Here is a 15,771-nt window from a genome sequence, read left to right on the forward strand (position 1 = left end):
CCCGGGGGGCCTGTGAACGGTCGATGACAGATGCTCGTGGCCGGTCCTGCCCAGGTGGCGGGGCCGCGCGTCGGACACGGTCCGCGCCCCTGGCCATCGCGCGGTCTCAGGAGTTGTCCACAGGTCCGCCTCAGGAGTTGTTCACAGGTCCGCGACCGGGTTGGGCAATTGTCGGCGGCGTCTGGAACCCTTGTCGCATGGAGATTCTCTGGGTCCTGATGGCGATGCTCATGGTCGGGTTCGTGGTGTGGCCGATCGTGGCGCGGCGGCGGGCCGGCATTCAGCAGGTCGAGGCGGGGCATCCGGACGCGGCCGACCCCGCGGAGTACGGGTTCATGCGCCAGGAGCTGCTGGACGTGCGGATGCCGGGGCCCGACCAGGATCTGCTGGACGTGCTGGACGTGGTGCAGCGCTCCCAGGACTACCGCGCGGCGAAGCAGCTGCTGGCCGGTACGGAGGCGGTCGGCGAGGTCAGATGGCAGCGGGTGCAGGCGTTCGCGGGCGCGGCGGCGCTGGAGCTGGCGCAGCGGCCCGGCGGGGTGGGCGCAACGCCGGGCGGGCAGTGGCTGCGAGTGTGGCGCGCGGAGGCGCCGAAGGACGCGGGCGGCGCGGCGGTGCACGCGGAGTTCCTGGTGCAGCAGGCGTGGCGGACGTCGACCCCGGGCACGGACGACTTCCGGATCATCATGGAGGAGGCCAGGTCGGCGTGTGCCGACGCGGCGCTGCTGGCCCCCGGTGACCCCATCCCGTACCTCATCGAGCTGTCCGTGGCGCGGGGGCTCGCGTACCCGCGTGCGGAGTTCGAGCAGCTCTGGCTGAAGATCCTGGACCGGGCGCCGGCGCACATGGGCGCCCATCTCGCGGCCCTGCACTACTGGTGCGAGAAGTGGCACGGTTCGCGGGAGCTGGCGTACTCCTTCGCGGAGGCGGCCGCCGCCCGGGCGCCGCAGGGCTCGCTCCTGGCGGCCATGCCGCTCTTCGCGGTCTTCGAGCACCTGCCCGAGGTGAACCTGGTGCAGGGCTTCTACGAGAGCGAGGTCGTGACCAAGGCGATCCACGGCGCCCTGTTCGCGGTGCACGCCGCGCGCCCCGACGATCCGATGCTGGCCCATGTCCGCCATCTGCTGATCTTCTTCCTGGTCCGCTCCGAGCGCTGGTCCGAGGCGATGAACCAGCTCGTCCACGTCGACGGCCACGTGGGCGCCCTGCCCTGGACCCTCACCTCCGACCCGGCCGCGGACTACGCGATATACCGGGCGCTGGCGGTGGCGGGGTACGAGGCGAACGGCGGCAGCCCGGCGACTCTTCCGCACTGAACCCCTGAGCGACCCGGCCGTCCAGTAAGCCCTTGCGACCCCGCACATCCGTGCGAAATACTCCGCCCCTCACACCTTTGGTCATGGACACGTCCTAGACCGACCGTTTTCACCGTATACATGATCGTTCGCGATCTTTCCGTGGGGGGAAACCTGCCCAATGGGCGCGACCCTGCGCGCACTGCGCGCCCTCGTGCTGCTCGCCGGCTTCTATCTGCTCGGCGTGATCCTGCTCGCGGCGCTCGTCGGCGCCGACTACCTGCTCCATCTGCACGCTCCGTCCGGCGTCGCCGCCAAGCTGTACGTGGTCTCCGTACTGCTCGCGATCCCGCTGGTCCGCGGTCTGTTCATGCTGCGGACACCCAAGGGCGAGGAACCGCCCGGCCTGCCGGTGACCGAGGCCGACGAGCCCGAACTGTGGCGGACCGTACGGGAGTTGGCCGACCGGGTCGGCACCCGGGCGCCCTCCCGGATCGTCCTGACGGCCGACGTCAACGCCGCGGTCGGCGAGGACGCCCGGCTGCTCGGCCTGCTCCCCGGCCCGCGCCGCCTCTACCTCGGCGTCCCGCTGCTCCAGGGCCTGACCGAGGCGCAGCTGCGCGCGGTCCTCGCCCATGAGCTGGGCCACTACTCGAACTCCGACACCCGCCTCGCCGCCCTCACCGTGCGCGGCCGGGCCCAGGTGCTGCGCACCGTCCGGCACTTCGAGGACCGGGCCGACAGGACCGCCGGACGCGAGCGGGCCCGGCAGGAGAAGAAGAACGCCAAGGCCGCGGCCAAGGGGAAGAAGACCAGGGAGATCGACACCGGGCACGCGGGCATCTCGTACCGCGCGATGGCGAAGATCTACATCGGCTACGCCAAGCTGTACATCCGCGCCACGCTCGCCGGTTCACGCCGCCAGGAGTACGCCGCCGACCTCGCGTCCGCCCGCATCGCCGGCCGGGACGCCACCGCGTCGGCCCTGCGCGAGATCCCGGCGCTGGACGCGGCGTTCGGCTTCTACATGAACAGTTACGCCACGCTCGGCGCCGAGGCCCGGCTGATGCCCCCGCGCGGCGAGTTCTTCGGCGGATACGGGCGCATGCTCTCCGCCCGCCAGCTCGAACTGGTCGGCCTGCGCACCGACCTGCCGACCGAGCCGGCCTCGCCGTACGACTCGCACCCGCCCATCGCGGACCGCGTCGAGCGGATCGAGGCGCTGCCCGCCGACGGCCGCACCGACGAGGCCAGGGGCCCGGCGCTCGGCCTGCTCGCCGACCCCGACCGGACCCTCGCGGCGCTGGAGGACGCGGTCCTCACCGAGGACGTGCTGCGCTTCCGGCGCACCGGCGACTGGCAGGAGCTGCTCGACGGGTCGATGGTCGCGAACTTCGCCTCCCTCGACACCCCGCTGCACCGGGCGCTCGCCATGTACACCAAGGAGCACCCGACACTGGCCGCGCTGCTCAAGGTGATCGACGACGGTCAGCTGTGGCAGCTGGCGCGGCGGCTGCCCCTGTCCGACCAGGCGGCCGAGGCCAAGGGCCGGGCCTTCCGTGAGTTCGTGCGGCCCGCGCTGGCCGACGCGCTGCAGGGCATGGTGCTGGCCGAACTGAGCGTGCACTCCCGGTTGAGCTGGGAGTTCTCCTGGTCGGAACCGGCCGCGGTCCGGCTGGCGCCCGCACCGGACGGCACCGAGACCGACCTCGGCGCCGCGATCGAGGCGGCCGTCGCCGACCACCCCGACACGCGCCCGCTGCGCATGCTGCTGCCCACCCCCCAAGGCCCCGCCGCCAGAGAAACGGACGCCCCGCGATGACCGTACTGCTGTGGATACTGGCCGTCCTGGCGGTGCCGACCCTGCTCTTCGGCCTCTGGATCGCCGGGGTCTTCCTCAAGGAGTTCTTCCGCCCCAGCGGCGACGTCGACCCGGGCGTCGCCGAATCGATGGGGCTGCTGCCCGCGGAGCGGCAGAACACCGAGTACGCGGGTGCGCTGCCCGCCGGCTGGGACGCGACGCTCGCGGCCGTGCGCGGCGGCGACTGGAAGGCGGGCGCCAAGCTGATGCAGGACATCGGCCGCGACTGGGACCGGCGCTCCCGCGCGACGGCCCTGCTCGCCGACATCGCCGCCGAGGACGACGAGTGGCTGCTCGCCTGGGAGGCCGACCGCCCCGACGACCCGGACGCGGCCGTGGTCCGCGCCCGCAGCACGGTCTTCCTCGCCGGGACCCTGCGGGGCGCGAAGAAGGCCAAGTACACGACCCAGGAGCAGTTCGCCGGATTCCACCGGATGCTGGAGCGCTCCCGGGAGGAGATCGCGCGGGCCGCGCTGCTGAACCCCGACGACCCCACTCCGTACGTCACGGAGATCACGGTCGCCCTCGGGCTCGGCTATCCGCACGCGGAGATGGACAGGCTCTGGGCGGAGATCACCGCCCGCGCGCCGCACCACTACGAGGCCCACTTCTCGGCGCTGCAGTACTGGTGCGCGAAGTGGCGGGGCTCGGAGAAGCTGGCGACGGAGTTCGCCGAGCGGGCCGCGGCGAACGCGCCGCTGGGGGGCCTGCTGACCGTTCTGCCGCTGATCGCGCACTTCGAGCACGACACGTCGGACGACGCGGAGGCGGACCGCACCCCGACGATGATCGGCCGGGTGGACGCCGGTCTCGCGGACGCCGCCGCGGCCGACCCGACCCACCCCCGCCTGCCGGAACTCCGGCACCTGCTCGCGTACTACCTCGCCCTCCAGGACCGCGACGACGCCGCCCTCGAACAGTTCAGGCTGGTCGACGGGTACGTCAACGCGCTGCCGTGGCGCTATCAGGGCGACGGCGCGGCGATGGCCGAGTACTACTGCCGTATCCGCAACGCCTCGGCGCAGGCGGTGGCCGCGGCGTCCTCGGCCGACTGAGCGGGACGGGCCCCAGGGGCCCAGGTGTGCGGGCGGTGTCCGGAACGTTCCGGACACCGCCCGCTCGTTCACGGCCCAGCTGCGGAGCCCGCCTTCCGCCGGGGCGTCGGGCCGTCTCGCGGTCGGCTCTCGTGCGGGCGGGCTCTCGCGGTCAGCCCTCCGTGCGGGCGGGCAGCCGCCATCCCGGGCGCGGGAAGTGGCAGGTGTAGCCGTCCGGGTAACGCTGCAGGTAGTCCTGGTGCTCGGGCTCGGCCTCCCAGAAGGGCCCGACCGGCTCCACCTCGGTGACGACCTTGCCCGGCCACAGGCCGGAGGCGTCCACATCCGCGATCGTGTCCTCGGCGATCCGCTTCTGCTCGTCGTCCACGTAGTAGATCGCCGAGCGGTAGCTCAGGCCGATGTCGTTGCCCTGGCGGTTCTTGGTGCTCGGGTCGTGGATCTGGAAGAAGAACTCCAGGAGCGCGCGGAAGTCGGTCCTCTCGGGGTCGAACAGGATCTCGATGGCCTCCGCGTGCGTGCCGTGGTTCCGGTACGTGGCGTTCGGCACGTCGCCCCCGGTGTATCCGACCCGGGTCGCCGTCACTCCCGGGAGCCGGCGGATCAGGTCCTGCATTCCCCAGAAACATCCGCCCGCCAGCACGGCCCTCTGCGTCTGCGCGGTCATCGCGACCCTCCCATGCATGTCAGCTCGGTGACTCGGCGTACTCGTCTCGCACACCGCCGCCAGTCCGATGCCCACCGTCCTCAACGCACGAGGTCTTCGAGCGATTCCGTGCCGGTCCCGTCGTGCGGCACGGAGAGAAGCGCGCGGCCCCTGAGGGGCCGCGGCCCCTCAGGGGCCGTGTCCGCCGCCCTTCGGCTCGAATTCCGCCAGCATCCGTTCCAGGGCCGCCTGGTCCGGGCCGGTGAAGGGCGGGGCGTCCGGGGCCGTGGCGACGGTGTCCAGGAGGGACCCGGTGATGCCCGCCGCCGGGGGCAGGTGGGTGGAGAGGACCAGGTCGGGCTTGCGGTCCTTCAGCGGCTGCATGGTCGCGAGGTACTTGTCCATGTCGACCGTCCTGACCCAGGGGCTGTCCACCGTGGCCCAGAGCAGCTGGGCGGTCCGCAGATCGTCGATTGCGACGTCCCGGACGTCGCCCGCCTGGGCGAGGTCGGCCGTGGCGAGCGGCGCGCCGAAGCAGTCGGAGCTGAAGCAGACACCGGAGAGGTCGTCGAAGAAGCCGACGGTGGCGGGGTTGTCGAACAGCGGCGGGCGGAAACCGGTGAGGGTGCGGTCGCCGATGTCCATCGTCTCGCCGGGGTTCAGGAGGTAGCAGCGGTCGAGCGGCAGCGGGCGTTCGCAGGAGAGGATCCCCGCGCCGACGAAGGTCGTCACGACCCGGGCGCCGGGCGCCGCCGCGAGCAGGTCGAAGAGGCCGCCGGTGTGGTCCCGGTCGGGGTGGGTGAGCCAGATCCAGCACACGTCCTTCGGATCCAGCACCGAACTGACCACTTCGACGAAGTTCCGGTCGGGCAGGCCCAGGCCGGTGTCGACCACGACCGGCTGGGCGGACAGCAGGACGAACGCGTTGACCGGGATGTGCCCGATCCCGGGCACCTCCAGGCTGTCGGCGAGAACACTGATGTCCGGGCGCAGCCTGTGGACCGTGCCCGGACGGGTCTTCTGCAGGGGCATGTCGCTCACACCTCGTCGGCCCCCCGGGTGGTGATCGCGTCGCGCCGCCTGTCTCTCCCCCGCTGCCTCCATGGTCCGGCCGTGCCGCGGCACCCGCATCCGGGCGCCGCGACACACGACGGGACGCCGCTCAGATGGTCGAGGTGTCGATCACGAACCGGTAGCGCACATCGCTGGCCAGCACCCGCTCGTACGCCTCGTTGATCTGGTCCGCGCGGATCAGCTCGATCTCGGCACCGAGGCCGTGCTCGGCGCAGAAGTCCAGCATCTCCTGGGTCTCCGGGATACCGCCGATGCCGGAGCCCGCGAGGGTCTTGCGGCCGGCGATGACGGAGAAGAGGTTGAGGGCGACGGGCTCCTCGGGGGCGCCGACGTTGACGAAGGCGCCGTCGGTCTTCAGCAGGGAGAGGTAGGCGTCCAGGTTCAGGGGCGCCGAGACCGTCGACACGATCAGGTCGAAGGTGCCCGCCAGCTCCTTGAACGTCGCCTCGTCGCTGGTCGCGTAGTAGTGGTCGGCGCCCAGCTTCAGGCCGTCCTCGCGCTTCTTGAGGGACTGCGAGAGCACGGTCACCTCGGCGCCGAGCGCGTGCGCGAGCTTGACCCCCATGTGACCGAGGCCGCCGAGACCGACGATGGCGACCTTCTTGCCGGGGCCGGCGTTCCAGTGCTTGAGCGGGGAGTACGTGGTGATGCCGGCGCACAGCAGGGGCGCGGCCTCGTCGAGGGCGATGCCGTCGGGGATGCGCAGGGTGAAGGCCTCGTCGACGACGATCTTCTGCGCGTAGCCGCCGTAGGTGGGCTCGCCGTCCTTGCCGACGGCGTTGTACGTGCCGACGTTGCCCTTGAGGCAGTACTGCTCCAGGCCCGCCCGGCAGTTCTCGCACTCGCGGCAGGAGTCGACCATGCAGCCGACGCCGACCTTGTCGCCGACGGCGAACTTGGTGACGCCGGAGCCGACGGCCTCGACGACACCGGCGATCTCGTGGCCGGGGACCATCGGGAAGATCGCCTCGCCCCAGCCCTCGCGGGCCTGGTGGATGTCCGAGTGGCAGATACCGGCGTACTTGATGTCGATCAGTACGTCGAACTCACCGACCTCGCGGCGCTCGATCGTGGTGCGCTCCAGCGGAGCCTTGGCGGCGGGCGCCGCATAGGCGGCAACTGTGGTGGTCATGCCGGAATTCTCCTGATCGTCGTCCCGCATCCGGCCTGCCTTCCGGCCGGCTGCGAGAACCAGCCTGCCCGATATCCCGCGCATCACCCAGGTCACGGCTTTGCGTACGTCCGGCGGTCCTACCACTGGCGGGGTCAGGCTCACCGGCCCGTGTGGTCGTACGACCATGAATACTTGCCGTATGGACGAACAGCCCGAAGCCCCGCGGGACCCCCAGGCCGGACAGGCCGCCGGGGCGCTGGACCGGCGCGCCGAGCTCAGCGAGTTCCTGCGCACCCGGCGGGCCCGGCTGCAACCGGAGGACGTGGGCCTGCCGGCCTTCGGACGGCACCGCCGGGTCCCCGGGCTGCGCCGGGAGGAGCTGGCACAGCTCGCCGGGGTGTCGGTGGCGTACTACACGCGGCTGGAGCAGGGCAACGGGCGCAATGTGTCGGCGGAGGTGCTCGACTCCATCGCGCGTGCCCTCCGGCTGACCGACGCCGAGCACGCCCACCTCACGCATCTCGCGAAGCCGAAGGCGCACAAGAAGAAGCGGTCGGTCCGGCCGCAGCAGGTGCGGGGCGCCCTGCGGCAGCTGATCGACACCCTCGACGGCATTCCCGCGTACGTCACGGGCCGGCGCTCGGACATCCTCGTGTGGAACCGGATGGCGGCGGCGGTGTTCGGGGACTGGTCGGCGCTGCCGGCGCAGGACCGGAACTGGGCGCGGATGGTGTTCCTGCGGCCCGACTACCGCGATCTGTACGTCGACTGGGACCAGAAGGCGGCCGACATCGTCAGCTATCTGCGGATGGACGCGGGCTGCCATCCGGACGATCCGCTGCTGTCGGCGCTGGTGGGCGAGCTGTCGGTGAAGAGCGAGGAGTTCCGGCGGCTGTGGGCGACGCACGACGTGAAGGAGAAGAGCCACGGGGTGAAGCGCATGCACCACCCCCTCGTCGGTGAACTCACCCTCTCCTTCGAGACGTTCCACCTCCCCGACGACCACGAGCAGAGCCTGATCACCTACCACGCCGAACCGGGCTCCCCCTCCGCCGACGCCCTGCGTCTCCTGGCCAGCTGGGGCACGGACGCGGCGCGCGCGTCGACGGCGACGCCGTAGCCACCCGGCCACGGCGTCACCCGATCCTGAAAGCCGCCCTGCGCCGGTGACGGCCCTCGGCGCGTCCGTCACCTCCCGAAGTACGCGTCGTGGATCGTCACCGTGGACCTGTTCCCCTTCTTGTCGGTCACCACGGCTCGCAGGGAGACGCTCCTGCCCGCGGCCGGAGCCCGCTGGGTGAACCTGCTGTTCTTCAGGGCCACCTTCGTCCACTTCTTCCCGTCCCCGGACACGTACACGGCCAGCGACTTGAGGTTCCCGCCCCTGGCCGCGCCCTGCACACTGACGCGGACGGTGCCCTCGGTGCCGGCCGGGGCGGTGCTGTCGAGCCCCAGGAACGGGGCGCCGAACCGGACGGTGGAGACCGGGAGTTTCCTGTCGCTCGCGGTCTTCTCCGACCTGAAGGTCCAGCTCGCGTCGATCCGGGAGGAGGACCTGGCCAGGTCGGCGGAGCGGGAGATCGACGTCGTCAGACGGTAGGTGGCGGGGCCCGCCGGCACCTTGAACTGCCCGGACCCGTCCAGCGCGTCCTCGCCGGAGGCCAGCTTCACCCCGTCTCGGTGGAGGACCGTGGTGACCTTCTCGTAGAAGGAGGCCCCGGCGTGTCCGCGTCCGTCGGCGAACATCGGCAGCAGCCCGTACAGCGTGTTCCCGTCACGGCGGATGCCGTGGAACCCGGCGATCCTGGGGCCGAGGACGCCGACGTTGAAGGTCTGTTCGTAGGTCCGGCCCGCCTTGAAGGTGTGGCTGTCGCCGGTCGTGTAGTAGGCGTCCAGGAGCGGGAAGCCCTGTTCGTCCTCGGCGCCGTACTGCTCGAAGTCCAGGCTCCACTTCACCCCGCGCACGGCGGACAGGTGCAGTGTGCGGGTGCCGGGCAGCGGCTGCGGGACGCCGACGGCGGGTGAGCCGGAGCTGCCGGGGAGCCAGGCCCAGGGGATGACGGCGCCCGTCTTCCCCTCGGCGGAGGAGCCCAGGCCGGTCCGCACGGTGGACAGTTCGCCCTCCTTCCAGCGCTTGGTGAAGCCGGTGGCGAGCTTCGCGACCTCGCCCCCGGTGGCGACCGCCCACTGTTCGGTGTCGCCCTCGGTCCACTGGCCCACCCAGTTCTGGCTGAGCCTGCCGCCGGTGACCGGCGGACCGAGGTGTGCGGTGCGGAACCCCTCGTAGGTGTCGAGCAGCCACCCGAAGGTGTATCCGCCGCCGCCGACCCGCAGGGTGAACTCCGGTGCCGCGAAGGCCGGTTCGGCGGCCGTGTCGGGCACGGTGATGTCCACGGGTTCCGTCTTGCGCGCGTCCAGCACCAGGGACGTCTTCCGGTCGACGGTGAGCTTCGGCCGGGACAGCCAGGCCGTTCCCTTGCCGTAGTCCTTCGGATCCACGACGATCCCGGCGTTGAAGATGTACGTCCCCTCCGGCACCCGCAGCTCGACCGTGCCGTCCTTGTCGTACGGCGTGAACCAGGTGTCCTCGGCGAGCCCCGAGACGCCGGTCAGATCGAGCATGTGGTGCTCGGCGGGCCCGCCGTCCCGGCCGATCATCTTCAGCGTGACGTCGTACGACTCCGCCTCGCGGTGCACGGCCGCCGCCGTGCGTACGCCCTGGCCACCGCCCTCGGCGACGACGTACGCCGAGTACGCCCCGTCGACGCGGCCGCCGAGCCTGGTGTCGACGGTGACCTTCACGGAGGCCCTGCCGCGCGCCGGGACGGTGACCTTCTTCGCGCCGAGCCTGAAGAAGCCGGCCGGGGCGGGCTTGCCGTCCGGGGCGGTGCCGGTCACCGAGAGTGCGAGGGTGACGGCCTTGCCGCCGAGGTTCTCGTAGGTGAGCTTCCTGGTCACCGGCTTGTCGTCGGTGTGCGGCCACTCCTGGACGCCGAAGTCGACCGAGACCGGGTCGGCGACGACGCGCTGCTTGATCGCCCGGTCGACGCGGATACGGCCCGAGCCCTGCTCGAACGGCGTGTACGGGCCGCCCTTGGCGGACGCGACGAGGACGGCCTTGAGTTCGGCGTACGTCCAGTCCGGGTGCTGTTGCTTGAGCAGGGCGGCGGCGCCCGCGACGTGCGGGGTGGCCATCGACGTGCCCGAGATGGTCAGGTACCCCTCGGGTTTCTGGCCGACCTCCTCCTCGATGACGCTGCCCGGGGCCGCGGCTGCGGTGACGGCGACACCGGGCGCGGTCACGTCGGGCTTGATCCGGCCGTCCGCCGTGGGGCCGCGGCTGGAGAACGGGGCGAGCCTGTCCTTGTCGTCGACGGCGCCGACGGTGAGGGCGGCGGCCGCGCTGCCCGGCGAGCCGACCGTCCGCGGCCCGTCGCCCTCGTTGCCGGCGGCGACCGCGAAGAGGATGCCCTTCTCGGCGGAGAGCTTGTCGATCTGCGCCTCCATCGGGTCGACCTCGGGGGTGTCGCCGCCGCCCAGGCTGAGGTTGACCACGTCGGCGCCCTGCTCGGCGGCCCACTCCATGCCCGCGATGATGCCGGAGTCGTCGCCGTAGCCCTCGTCGCTGAGCACCTTGCCGTTGAGCAGCTCGGCTCCGGGAGCGACGCCCCGATACCTGCCCTTGGACCTCGCCCCGGTGCCCGCCGCGATGGAGGCGACGTGCGTGCCGTGACCGTACTTGTCGGTGGTGTCGGGCGAGGCGGAGAAGTTCTTTGCGGCCCTCACCCGGCCCTTGAGGTCGGGGTGGGTGGTGTCGATGCCGGTGTCCAGTACGGCGATGGTGACGCCCTTGCCGTCGAAGCCCGCCTTCCAGGCCTTGGGGGCGCCGATCCGGGCGACCGAGGTGTCGAGGCTGACCGTGCGGACGCCGTCCAGCCAGAGGTTCGCGACCCCGGTGGCGGTGGTGCCGTCGGCGTCGGTGACGGCCTTCCACAGCTCGGCGGCATCGTCCCTCGGGGTGAGCACCGCGTCGGCGTTCAGGGTCTTCAACGTGCGCCGGACCTCGGTGTCGCCGGCCTCCCGCACGTCGGCGCGGGCCCCGGCGGCGGTCCCCGAGTAGCCGACGATCAGTTTGAGGCCCTGCTGCTGGGAGGTGCGGGTCGCCGAGCGGTTCAGCACGGTGACGTCGAAGAGCCGTTTGTCGACCCTTCCGGTGGCGATGAGCCGGGACGCGTCGGCCGGCAGCACATACGTGTGGCCGTCGGCCCGGCGCAGCTGCACCGGTACGCCCTCCCGGCCCTTCGCCCGCTCCAGACCCAGCACCCGCCCCTCGGCGTCGACGCGCACGCGGTCGCCGGTGACCAGGGTGATGCGGTGGCTCGCCCCCGCTCCCGCGCCCCGGGTGTCGGGGCCGGCCAGGGTCGTGCCGGTGGTGCGCCCGGATATCGCCGACGCCGCGCCGGTCAGGCCCGCCGTCGTCCCCAGGGCCGTTCCCGCCGTCACCACCACGGCCGACGCCAGGGCGGTCGCAGCCGTACGCGCACGCTTCACATGTCTGCGCAAGTCTCCCCCTCGAGTCCGCTGTTCCGGTTGACCCGGTTCATCCGGCCAGGGGACTGTCCGCACACATACGCGTCAATTCCCCCCGGTCTACGCAGTATGACCGGGGGTCAACTCGTGCCACACGGCTCGCGGCCGGGCGCACAGCGGCGAACGCCGGGCCACGCGCGATCCGCACGCGCCCCGGACTCCGCGCCCCGGCGCCCCGTGCCGACACTTCTCTGTGCCCCTGGAACGGCCGCCCTGCTCACGCCCCGGCGTTCTCCTTCACCGTGATCCGCCCCTTGCGGATCGTCGCGACCCGGGGGGCCTGCTTCGCCAGGACGGAGTCATGGGTGACCATGACGAACGTGAGCCCGTGCTCCTTCCACAGCGTCTGGAGGACCTCCATGATCTCGTCGCGCGTGGACTCGTCGAGGTTGCCGGTGGGCTCGTCGGCGAGCAGCACCTTGGGCCGCTTCACCAGCGCGCGGGCGATGGCGACGCGCTGCTGCTGACCGCCCGACAGCTCGGCCGGCAGATGCCCCAGCCGCTCGCCCAGGCCCACCGACTCCAGCGCCTCGGCGGCCCGTTCCCGCCGCTCCTTCGCCTTCACCCCGAGCGGCACGAGAGCCGTCTCCACGTTCTCCTGCGCGGTCAGGGTCGGGATCAGGTTGAAGCTCTGGAACACGAACCCGATGGTCTGGCTCCGCACGCTGGTGAGCTTCGCCTCCGACAGCTTCGCCAGATCGGTGCCGTCGAGTTCGATGCTCCCGCCGGACGGCTTGTCCAACCCGCCGAGCATCTGGAGCAGCGTGGACTTCCCGCCGCCGGTGGGCCCCTGGATGACCAGCCGGTCCCCGTCGGCGATGGTGAGGTCGACCGCGTCGAGCGCGGTCACGGTGTCCTTGCCCCGCGCGTACCGCTTGGTGACGCCGCTGAGTACGTACATGTGCAACTCCCGGAAGAGACAGAAGGGTTGGTGGCCGGGCCGGACGCGGACGGTCGTGCCGCCGGGCCCGCCTACTCCACGCGCCGCAGCGCGTCCGCCGGCCGCAGCCGGGAGGCGCGCCAGCCGCCGAACGCCCCCCCGATCAAGCCGCCCGCGACGGCGAGCCCCACCGCCACGCCGATCGTCGTGACGCTGACGGGTGCCGTGAGCGCCACGTCCAGCGCGTTCGAGGCGGCCTGGCGTCCACCACCGGCACCACCGGCGAAGCCGCCGGGCCCGCCGCCGGGTCCACCGCCGAACCCACCGCCGCTCGCGCCGATCTCCGCCTGGAGCGTCGGGCTGATCGCGGTCACCAGGTAGGCCCCGCCGAGGCCCAGCGCGATCCCGAGCGCGCCGCCCACGAGTCCGTTGACGACGGCCTCGCCGACGACCTGCCGGGTCACCCGCCCCGACTTCCACCCGAGCGCCTTGAGCGTGCCGAACTCCCGCACGCGCCGCGACACGGCCGAGGAGGTGAGCAGCCCGGCCACCAGGAACGCGGCCACGAGCACCGCGACCGACAGCCACTTGCCGACGTTCGCGGCGAGGTCGGACGCGGTGGACAGCGACCCCGAGACCGTGTCGGCGAGGTCGGCGGAGGTGGTGACGGTCGTCCCGGAGATGTTCTTCTGGATGGCCGCCTTCACGCTGTCGATCCGCTGCGAGTCGCTCACCTTGACATAGATCGTGGTGATCTTGTCCGGGGATTCGCTGAGCGTCTGCGCCTGCTTCAGCGGCATGTAGAGGTTGGCCGCCGCGTCCCCGCTGTCGGGCGTCGCGATCCCGATGACCTCGTACTTGACGCTGTTGATCGTGACGCTGCCCCCGACCTTCAGCTCCTTCTCCTTGGCGTACGACTTGTCCGCGACGACCACCTGGGCGTTCGTCTCGGACGTCTTGAACGTACGACCGCTGGTGATCTTCGAGGAGGTCAGCGGGCCCAGCTCGGGCTCGGTGACGTCGGTGCCGTAGACGGAGTAGTTGTCGACGTCGAACTCGGCGCCGCCGCCCTCGACCCGCCCCTGCGGCTGCCCGGTGCCGCCGTTCCGGCCGGCGCCGGGGCCGCCCTGTTGCTCGCCCCCGGCCCCCTCGTCCTGCTGGAACTGCCCGCGCCGGAACTGCCCGTCGACCTTGACGACCTGGAGGCTGAGACCACCGACGGCCTCCGCGACGCCCTCCTGCTCACCGACCTCGGTGACGGTCGAACTCGCCAGCGTCTGGAAGCCCTGGACCCGGACGAGGTCGCTGCTCTGCTCCTCGTCGGAGTCGTCGTCCTGGGCGTCGAACTCGAACCGGGGACGTTGGCCGCCGTTGTCGCCGGGTGCGGCGGCGGCCTTGGTGACGGTCATGTCCGTACCCAGGCCGTACAGGGATTCGAGCACCGTGGCCTGGGCCTTCTCCATGCCCGAGGACACGGAACTGACCACGATCACCAGCGCGATGCCCAGGGCGAGGCCGGAGGCGACGACGAGCGCCGCCTTTCTGCGGCGGCGCAGTTCGCGCCTCAGGTAGGTGAAGAACATGGCGGCAAGCTAGGGACGCCGCGTGATGAAGGCATAAGCCCTGCATAAGAGCCTGATGAGAAGGCTGTGCGCGACCCCGCGGACGACGACCCCGCGGACGGCGACCCCGCGGACGACGATGCCGCCCCCGGGTGCACCCCGGGGACGGCATCGGTGTCGTGCGACTGGCGTCGGTGTCCTGCGGCTGACGGCGGATCAGACCGCCGAGCCCGCCTTCCAGTCGGCCCAGTTCAGGTTCCAGCCGTTGAGGCCGTTGTCCGGGGCGACCGTCTTGTCACCGGTGTTCCGGATGTCCACGACGTCACCGACGATCGAGTTGTTGTAGAACCAGTAGCCCGCCGTGCCCTTGTCGTTGGCACCCTTGGTGTCGTTCAGGCCGACACAGCCGTGGCTGGTGTTGACGTTGCCGAACACGGAGTCGGCGCCCCAGTAGTTGCCGTGGATGAACGTCCCGGACGTGGTGAGGCGGATGGCGTGCGGCACGTCCTTGATGTCGTACTCGCCCTTGCCGTCGTCGTCGGTGAAGCCCACGGTCGCGCCGTTCATGCGCGTCTCCTTGAACTTCTCCGACATCACCATGACGCCCTGGTAGGTCTTGTTCTCGGGCGAACCGGCGGAGATCGGGATGGTCTTGACGACCTTTCCGTCCTGCATGACCTTCATCGTCTTGGTCTTGGCGTCGACGACGGAGACCTGGTTGCGGCCGATCTTGAAGGTGACCGTCTTCTGCTGCACACCGTAGACGCCGTCGGCGCCCTCGACCCCGTCGAGCGCGAGCTTCAGGGTGACGGTGGAGTTCTCCTGCCAGTAGTCCTCGGGGCGGAAGTCGAGGCGGTTGGCGTTGAACCAGTGCCCCACGACCTCCTGGCCGGAGCTGCTGGAGACGGTGATCCCCTTCTGGACCTCGGCCTTGTTGGTGATGGCCTTGTCGAAGGTGATCGAGACCGGCATACCGACGCCGACGGTGGAGCCGTCCTCGGGCGTGAAGTTGCCGATGAAGCTGTTGGCCGGGGAGACCGTGGTGAACGCGGAGTTCTCGTGGGCCTCGCGACCCTCGGAGTCCTCGGCCGCGGCCGTGATCTTGTAGCTGGTGGACCGCTCCAGCTGGACGCTCGGGGCCCAGCTCTTCTTGTCCGCGGATATCTCGCCCTCGACGGCGGCGCCCTCGGAGGTGGTCATCTTGACCTCCGTGAGCGTGCCCTTGCTGACGGTGACCTTGGCCGAGTTGTTGATGGAGGCGTTGTCCGAGCCGTCCTTCGGCGCGATCTTGATGTCGGCCTCGGAGGTCTTCTCGGCCGCCGCCTTGTCGGCCTGGGCCTGCGAGGAGTCCCCGCCGTCGTTCCCGGACGCGTTGTCGCTGTCACCCCCGCTGCACGCAGAGAGCACCAGCACCCCACCGAGCAGTGCGGACGCGACCGTCAGGCCCCTGCGCCGCTTACTGTTCGTCATCACACGCTTCTCCATCGTTGCCGAATCCCCAAAACGCCGAAGATCCCCGTAAGCACTTAAACACCACTACGGCACCGAGCCGTTCCGCCGAAGCGGATATGTGGGATACGCCACTCCACCCGCAACGGATCGACGGCGACCCGGCGGCGGTGCACTAGTGACTGGTGCGACCCATGAGACGAAAGAACCCCGGGCGGCGGTTGCCGCCCGGGGCAATCAATCTCCCG

11 protein-coding genes are annotated in these 15,771 nt (G+C 71.2%); 4 read left to right on the forward strand and 7 right to left on the reverse strand.

The genetic code is table 11. From position 1 onward, the window contains the following. The first annotated feature begins 197 nt into the window (after positions 1 to 197). The 3 genes from ACZ52C_RS07035 to ACZ52C_RS07045 all read left to right on the forward strand — a co-directional run bounded on the left by ACZ52C_RS07035 (position 198) and on the right by ACZ52C_RS07045 (position 4,211). Positions 198 to 1,316, forward strand: a complete 1,119-nt coding sequence (locus tag ACZ52C_RS07035; RefSeq protein WP_469073776.1) for a hypothetical protein — start codon at positions 198 to 200, stop codon at positions 1,314 to 1,316. A 160-nt stretch (positions 1,317 to 1,476) separates the two neighbouring features. Beyond that, complete coding sequence (locus ACZ52C_RS07040) at positions 1,477 to 3,117, forward strand: M48 family metalloprotease (RefSeq protein WP_469073777.1); 1,641 nt, start codon at positions 1,477 to 1,479, stop codon at positions 3,115 to 3,117. Beyond that, complete coding sequence (locus tag ACZ52C_RS07045; protein WP_469073778.1) at positions 3,114 to 4,211, forward strand: hypothetical protein; 1,098 nt, start codon at positions 3,114 to 3,116, stop codon at positions 4,209 to 4,211. The genes ACZ52C_RS07040 and ACZ52C_RS07045 overlap by 4 nt, the downstream gene beginning before the upstream one ends. A gap of 151 nt (positions 4,212 to 4,362) precedes the next feature. Here ACZ52C_RS07045 and msrA read toward each other — a convergent pair whose 3' ends face one another. The 3 genes from msrA to ACZ52C_RS07060 form a co-directional block, all read right to left on the reverse strand. After that, entirely contained in the window at positions 4,363 to 4,875 is a 513-nt protein-coding gene (gene msrA, locus ACZ52C_RS07050; RefSeq protein WP_230219778.1) for a peptide-methionine (S)-S-oxide reductase MsrA, read from the reverse strand. Between the two features lie 168 nt (positions 4,876 to 5,043). Further along, positions 5,044 to 5,886, reverse strand: coding sequence for an MBL fold metallo-hydrolase (locus tag ACZ52C_RS07055; RefSeq protein ID WP_469073779.1), 843 nt, complete (start codon positions 5,884 to 5,886; stop codon positions 5,044 to 5,046). A gap of 130 nt (positions 5,887 to 6,016) precedes the next feature. Further along, positions 6,017 to 7,060 (reverse strand): NAD(P)-dependent alcohol dehydrogenase, encoded by a 1,044-nt coding sequence (locus tag ACZ52C_RS07060; protein WP_469073780.1) that lies wholly within the window; start codon positions 7,058 to 7,060, stop codon positions 6,017 to 6,019. A 181-nt stretch (positions 7,061 to 7,241) separates the two neighbouring features. On the opposite strand from ACZ52C_RS07060, the gene ACZ52C_RS07065 reads away from it, so the two are divergent. Beyond that, a complete protein-coding gene (locus ACZ52C_RS07065) occupies positions 7,242 to 8,162 on the forward strand; it encodes a helix-turn-helix domain-containing protein (protein WP_469073781.1) in 921 nt (306 codons plus the stop codon). 68 nt (positions 8,163 to 8,230) lie between these two features. Here the strand turns inward: ACZ52C_RS07065 and ACZ52C_RS07070 are convergent, their stop codons facing one another. From ACZ52C_RS07070 to ACZ52C_RS07085, 4 genes are all read right to left on the reverse strand, one after another. Continuing rightward, positions 8,231 to 11,605: a S8 family peptidase gene (locus ACZ52C_RS07070; RefSeq protein WP_469073782.1), complete on the reverse strand. Its 3,375-nt coding sequence runs from the start codon at positions 11,603 to 11,605 to the stop codon at positions 8,231 to 8,233. 244 nt (positions 11,606 to 11,849) lie between these two features. Continuing rightward, on the reverse strand, positions 11,850 to 12,533 hold the full coding sequence (locus ACZ52C_RS07075) for an ABC transporter ATP-binding protein (RefSeq protein ID WP_469073783.1): 684 nt from the start codon (positions 12,531 to 12,533) through the stop codon (positions 11,850 to 11,852). Between the two features lie 71 nt (positions 12,534 to 12,604). Next, positions 12,605 to 14,095 carry an ABC transporter permease gene (locus ACZ52C_RS07080; RefSeq protein ID WP_469073784.1) on the reverse strand — a complete coding sequence of 497 codons (1,491 nt, stop codon included), beginning with the start codon at positions 14,093 to 14,095 and terminating at the stop codon, positions 12,605 to 12,607. A 195-nt stretch (positions 14,096 to 14,290) separates the two neighbouring features. Then, positions 14,291 to 15,559 (reverse strand): L,D-transpeptidase, encoded by a 1,269-nt coding sequence (locus tag ACZ52C_RS07085; protein WP_469073785.1) that lies wholly within the window; start codon positions 15,557 to 15,559, stop codon positions 14,291 to 14,293. Between the last annotated feature and the right edge of the window lie 212 nt (positions 15,560 to 15,771).

This window comes from Streptomyces sp. NPDC034049 (genome assembly GCF_055575575.1).

Coding starts and splice junctions, on each gene's coding strand:
- ACZ52C_RS07035 (WP_469073776.1), top strand. CDS start 198: ATGGAGATTCTCTGGGTCCTGATGGCGATGCTCATGGTCGGGTTCGTG.
- ACZ52C_RS07040 (WP_469073777.1), top strand. CDS start 1,477: ATGGGCGCGACCCTGCGCGCACTGCGCGCCCTCGTGCTGCTCGCCGGC.
- ACZ52C_RS07045 (WP_469073778.1), top strand. CDS start 3,114: ATGACCGTACTGCTGTGGATACTGGCCGTCCTGGCGGTGCCGACCCTG.
- msrA (WP_230219778.1), bottom strand. CDS start 4,875: ATGACCGCGCAGACGCAGAGGGCCGTGCTGGCGGGCGGATGTTTCTGG.
- ACZ52C_RS07055 (WP_469073779.1), bottom strand. CDS start 5,886: ATGCCCCTGCAGAAGACCCGTCCGGGCACGGTCCACAGGCTGCGCCCG.
- ACZ52C_RS07060 (WP_469073780.1), bottom strand. CDS start 7,060: ATGACCACCACAGTTGCCGCCTATGCGGCGCCCGCCGCCAAGGCTCCG.
- ACZ52C_RS07065 (WP_469073781.1), top strand. CDS start 7,242: ATGGACGAACAGCCCGAAGCCCCGCGGGACCCCCAGGCCGGACAGGCC.
- ACZ52C_RS07075 (WP_469073783.1), bottom strand. CDS start 12,533: ATGTACGTACTCAGCGGCGTCACCAAGCGGTACGCGCGGGGCAAGGAC.
- ACZ52C_RS07080 (WP_469073784.1), bottom strand. CDS start 14,095: ATGTTCTTCACCTACCTGAGGCGCGAACTGCGCCGCCGCAGAAAGGCG.
- ACZ52C_RS07085 (WP_469073785.1), bottom strand. CDS start 15,559: ATGGAGAAGCGTGTGATGACGAACAGTAAGCGGCGCAGGGGCCTGACG.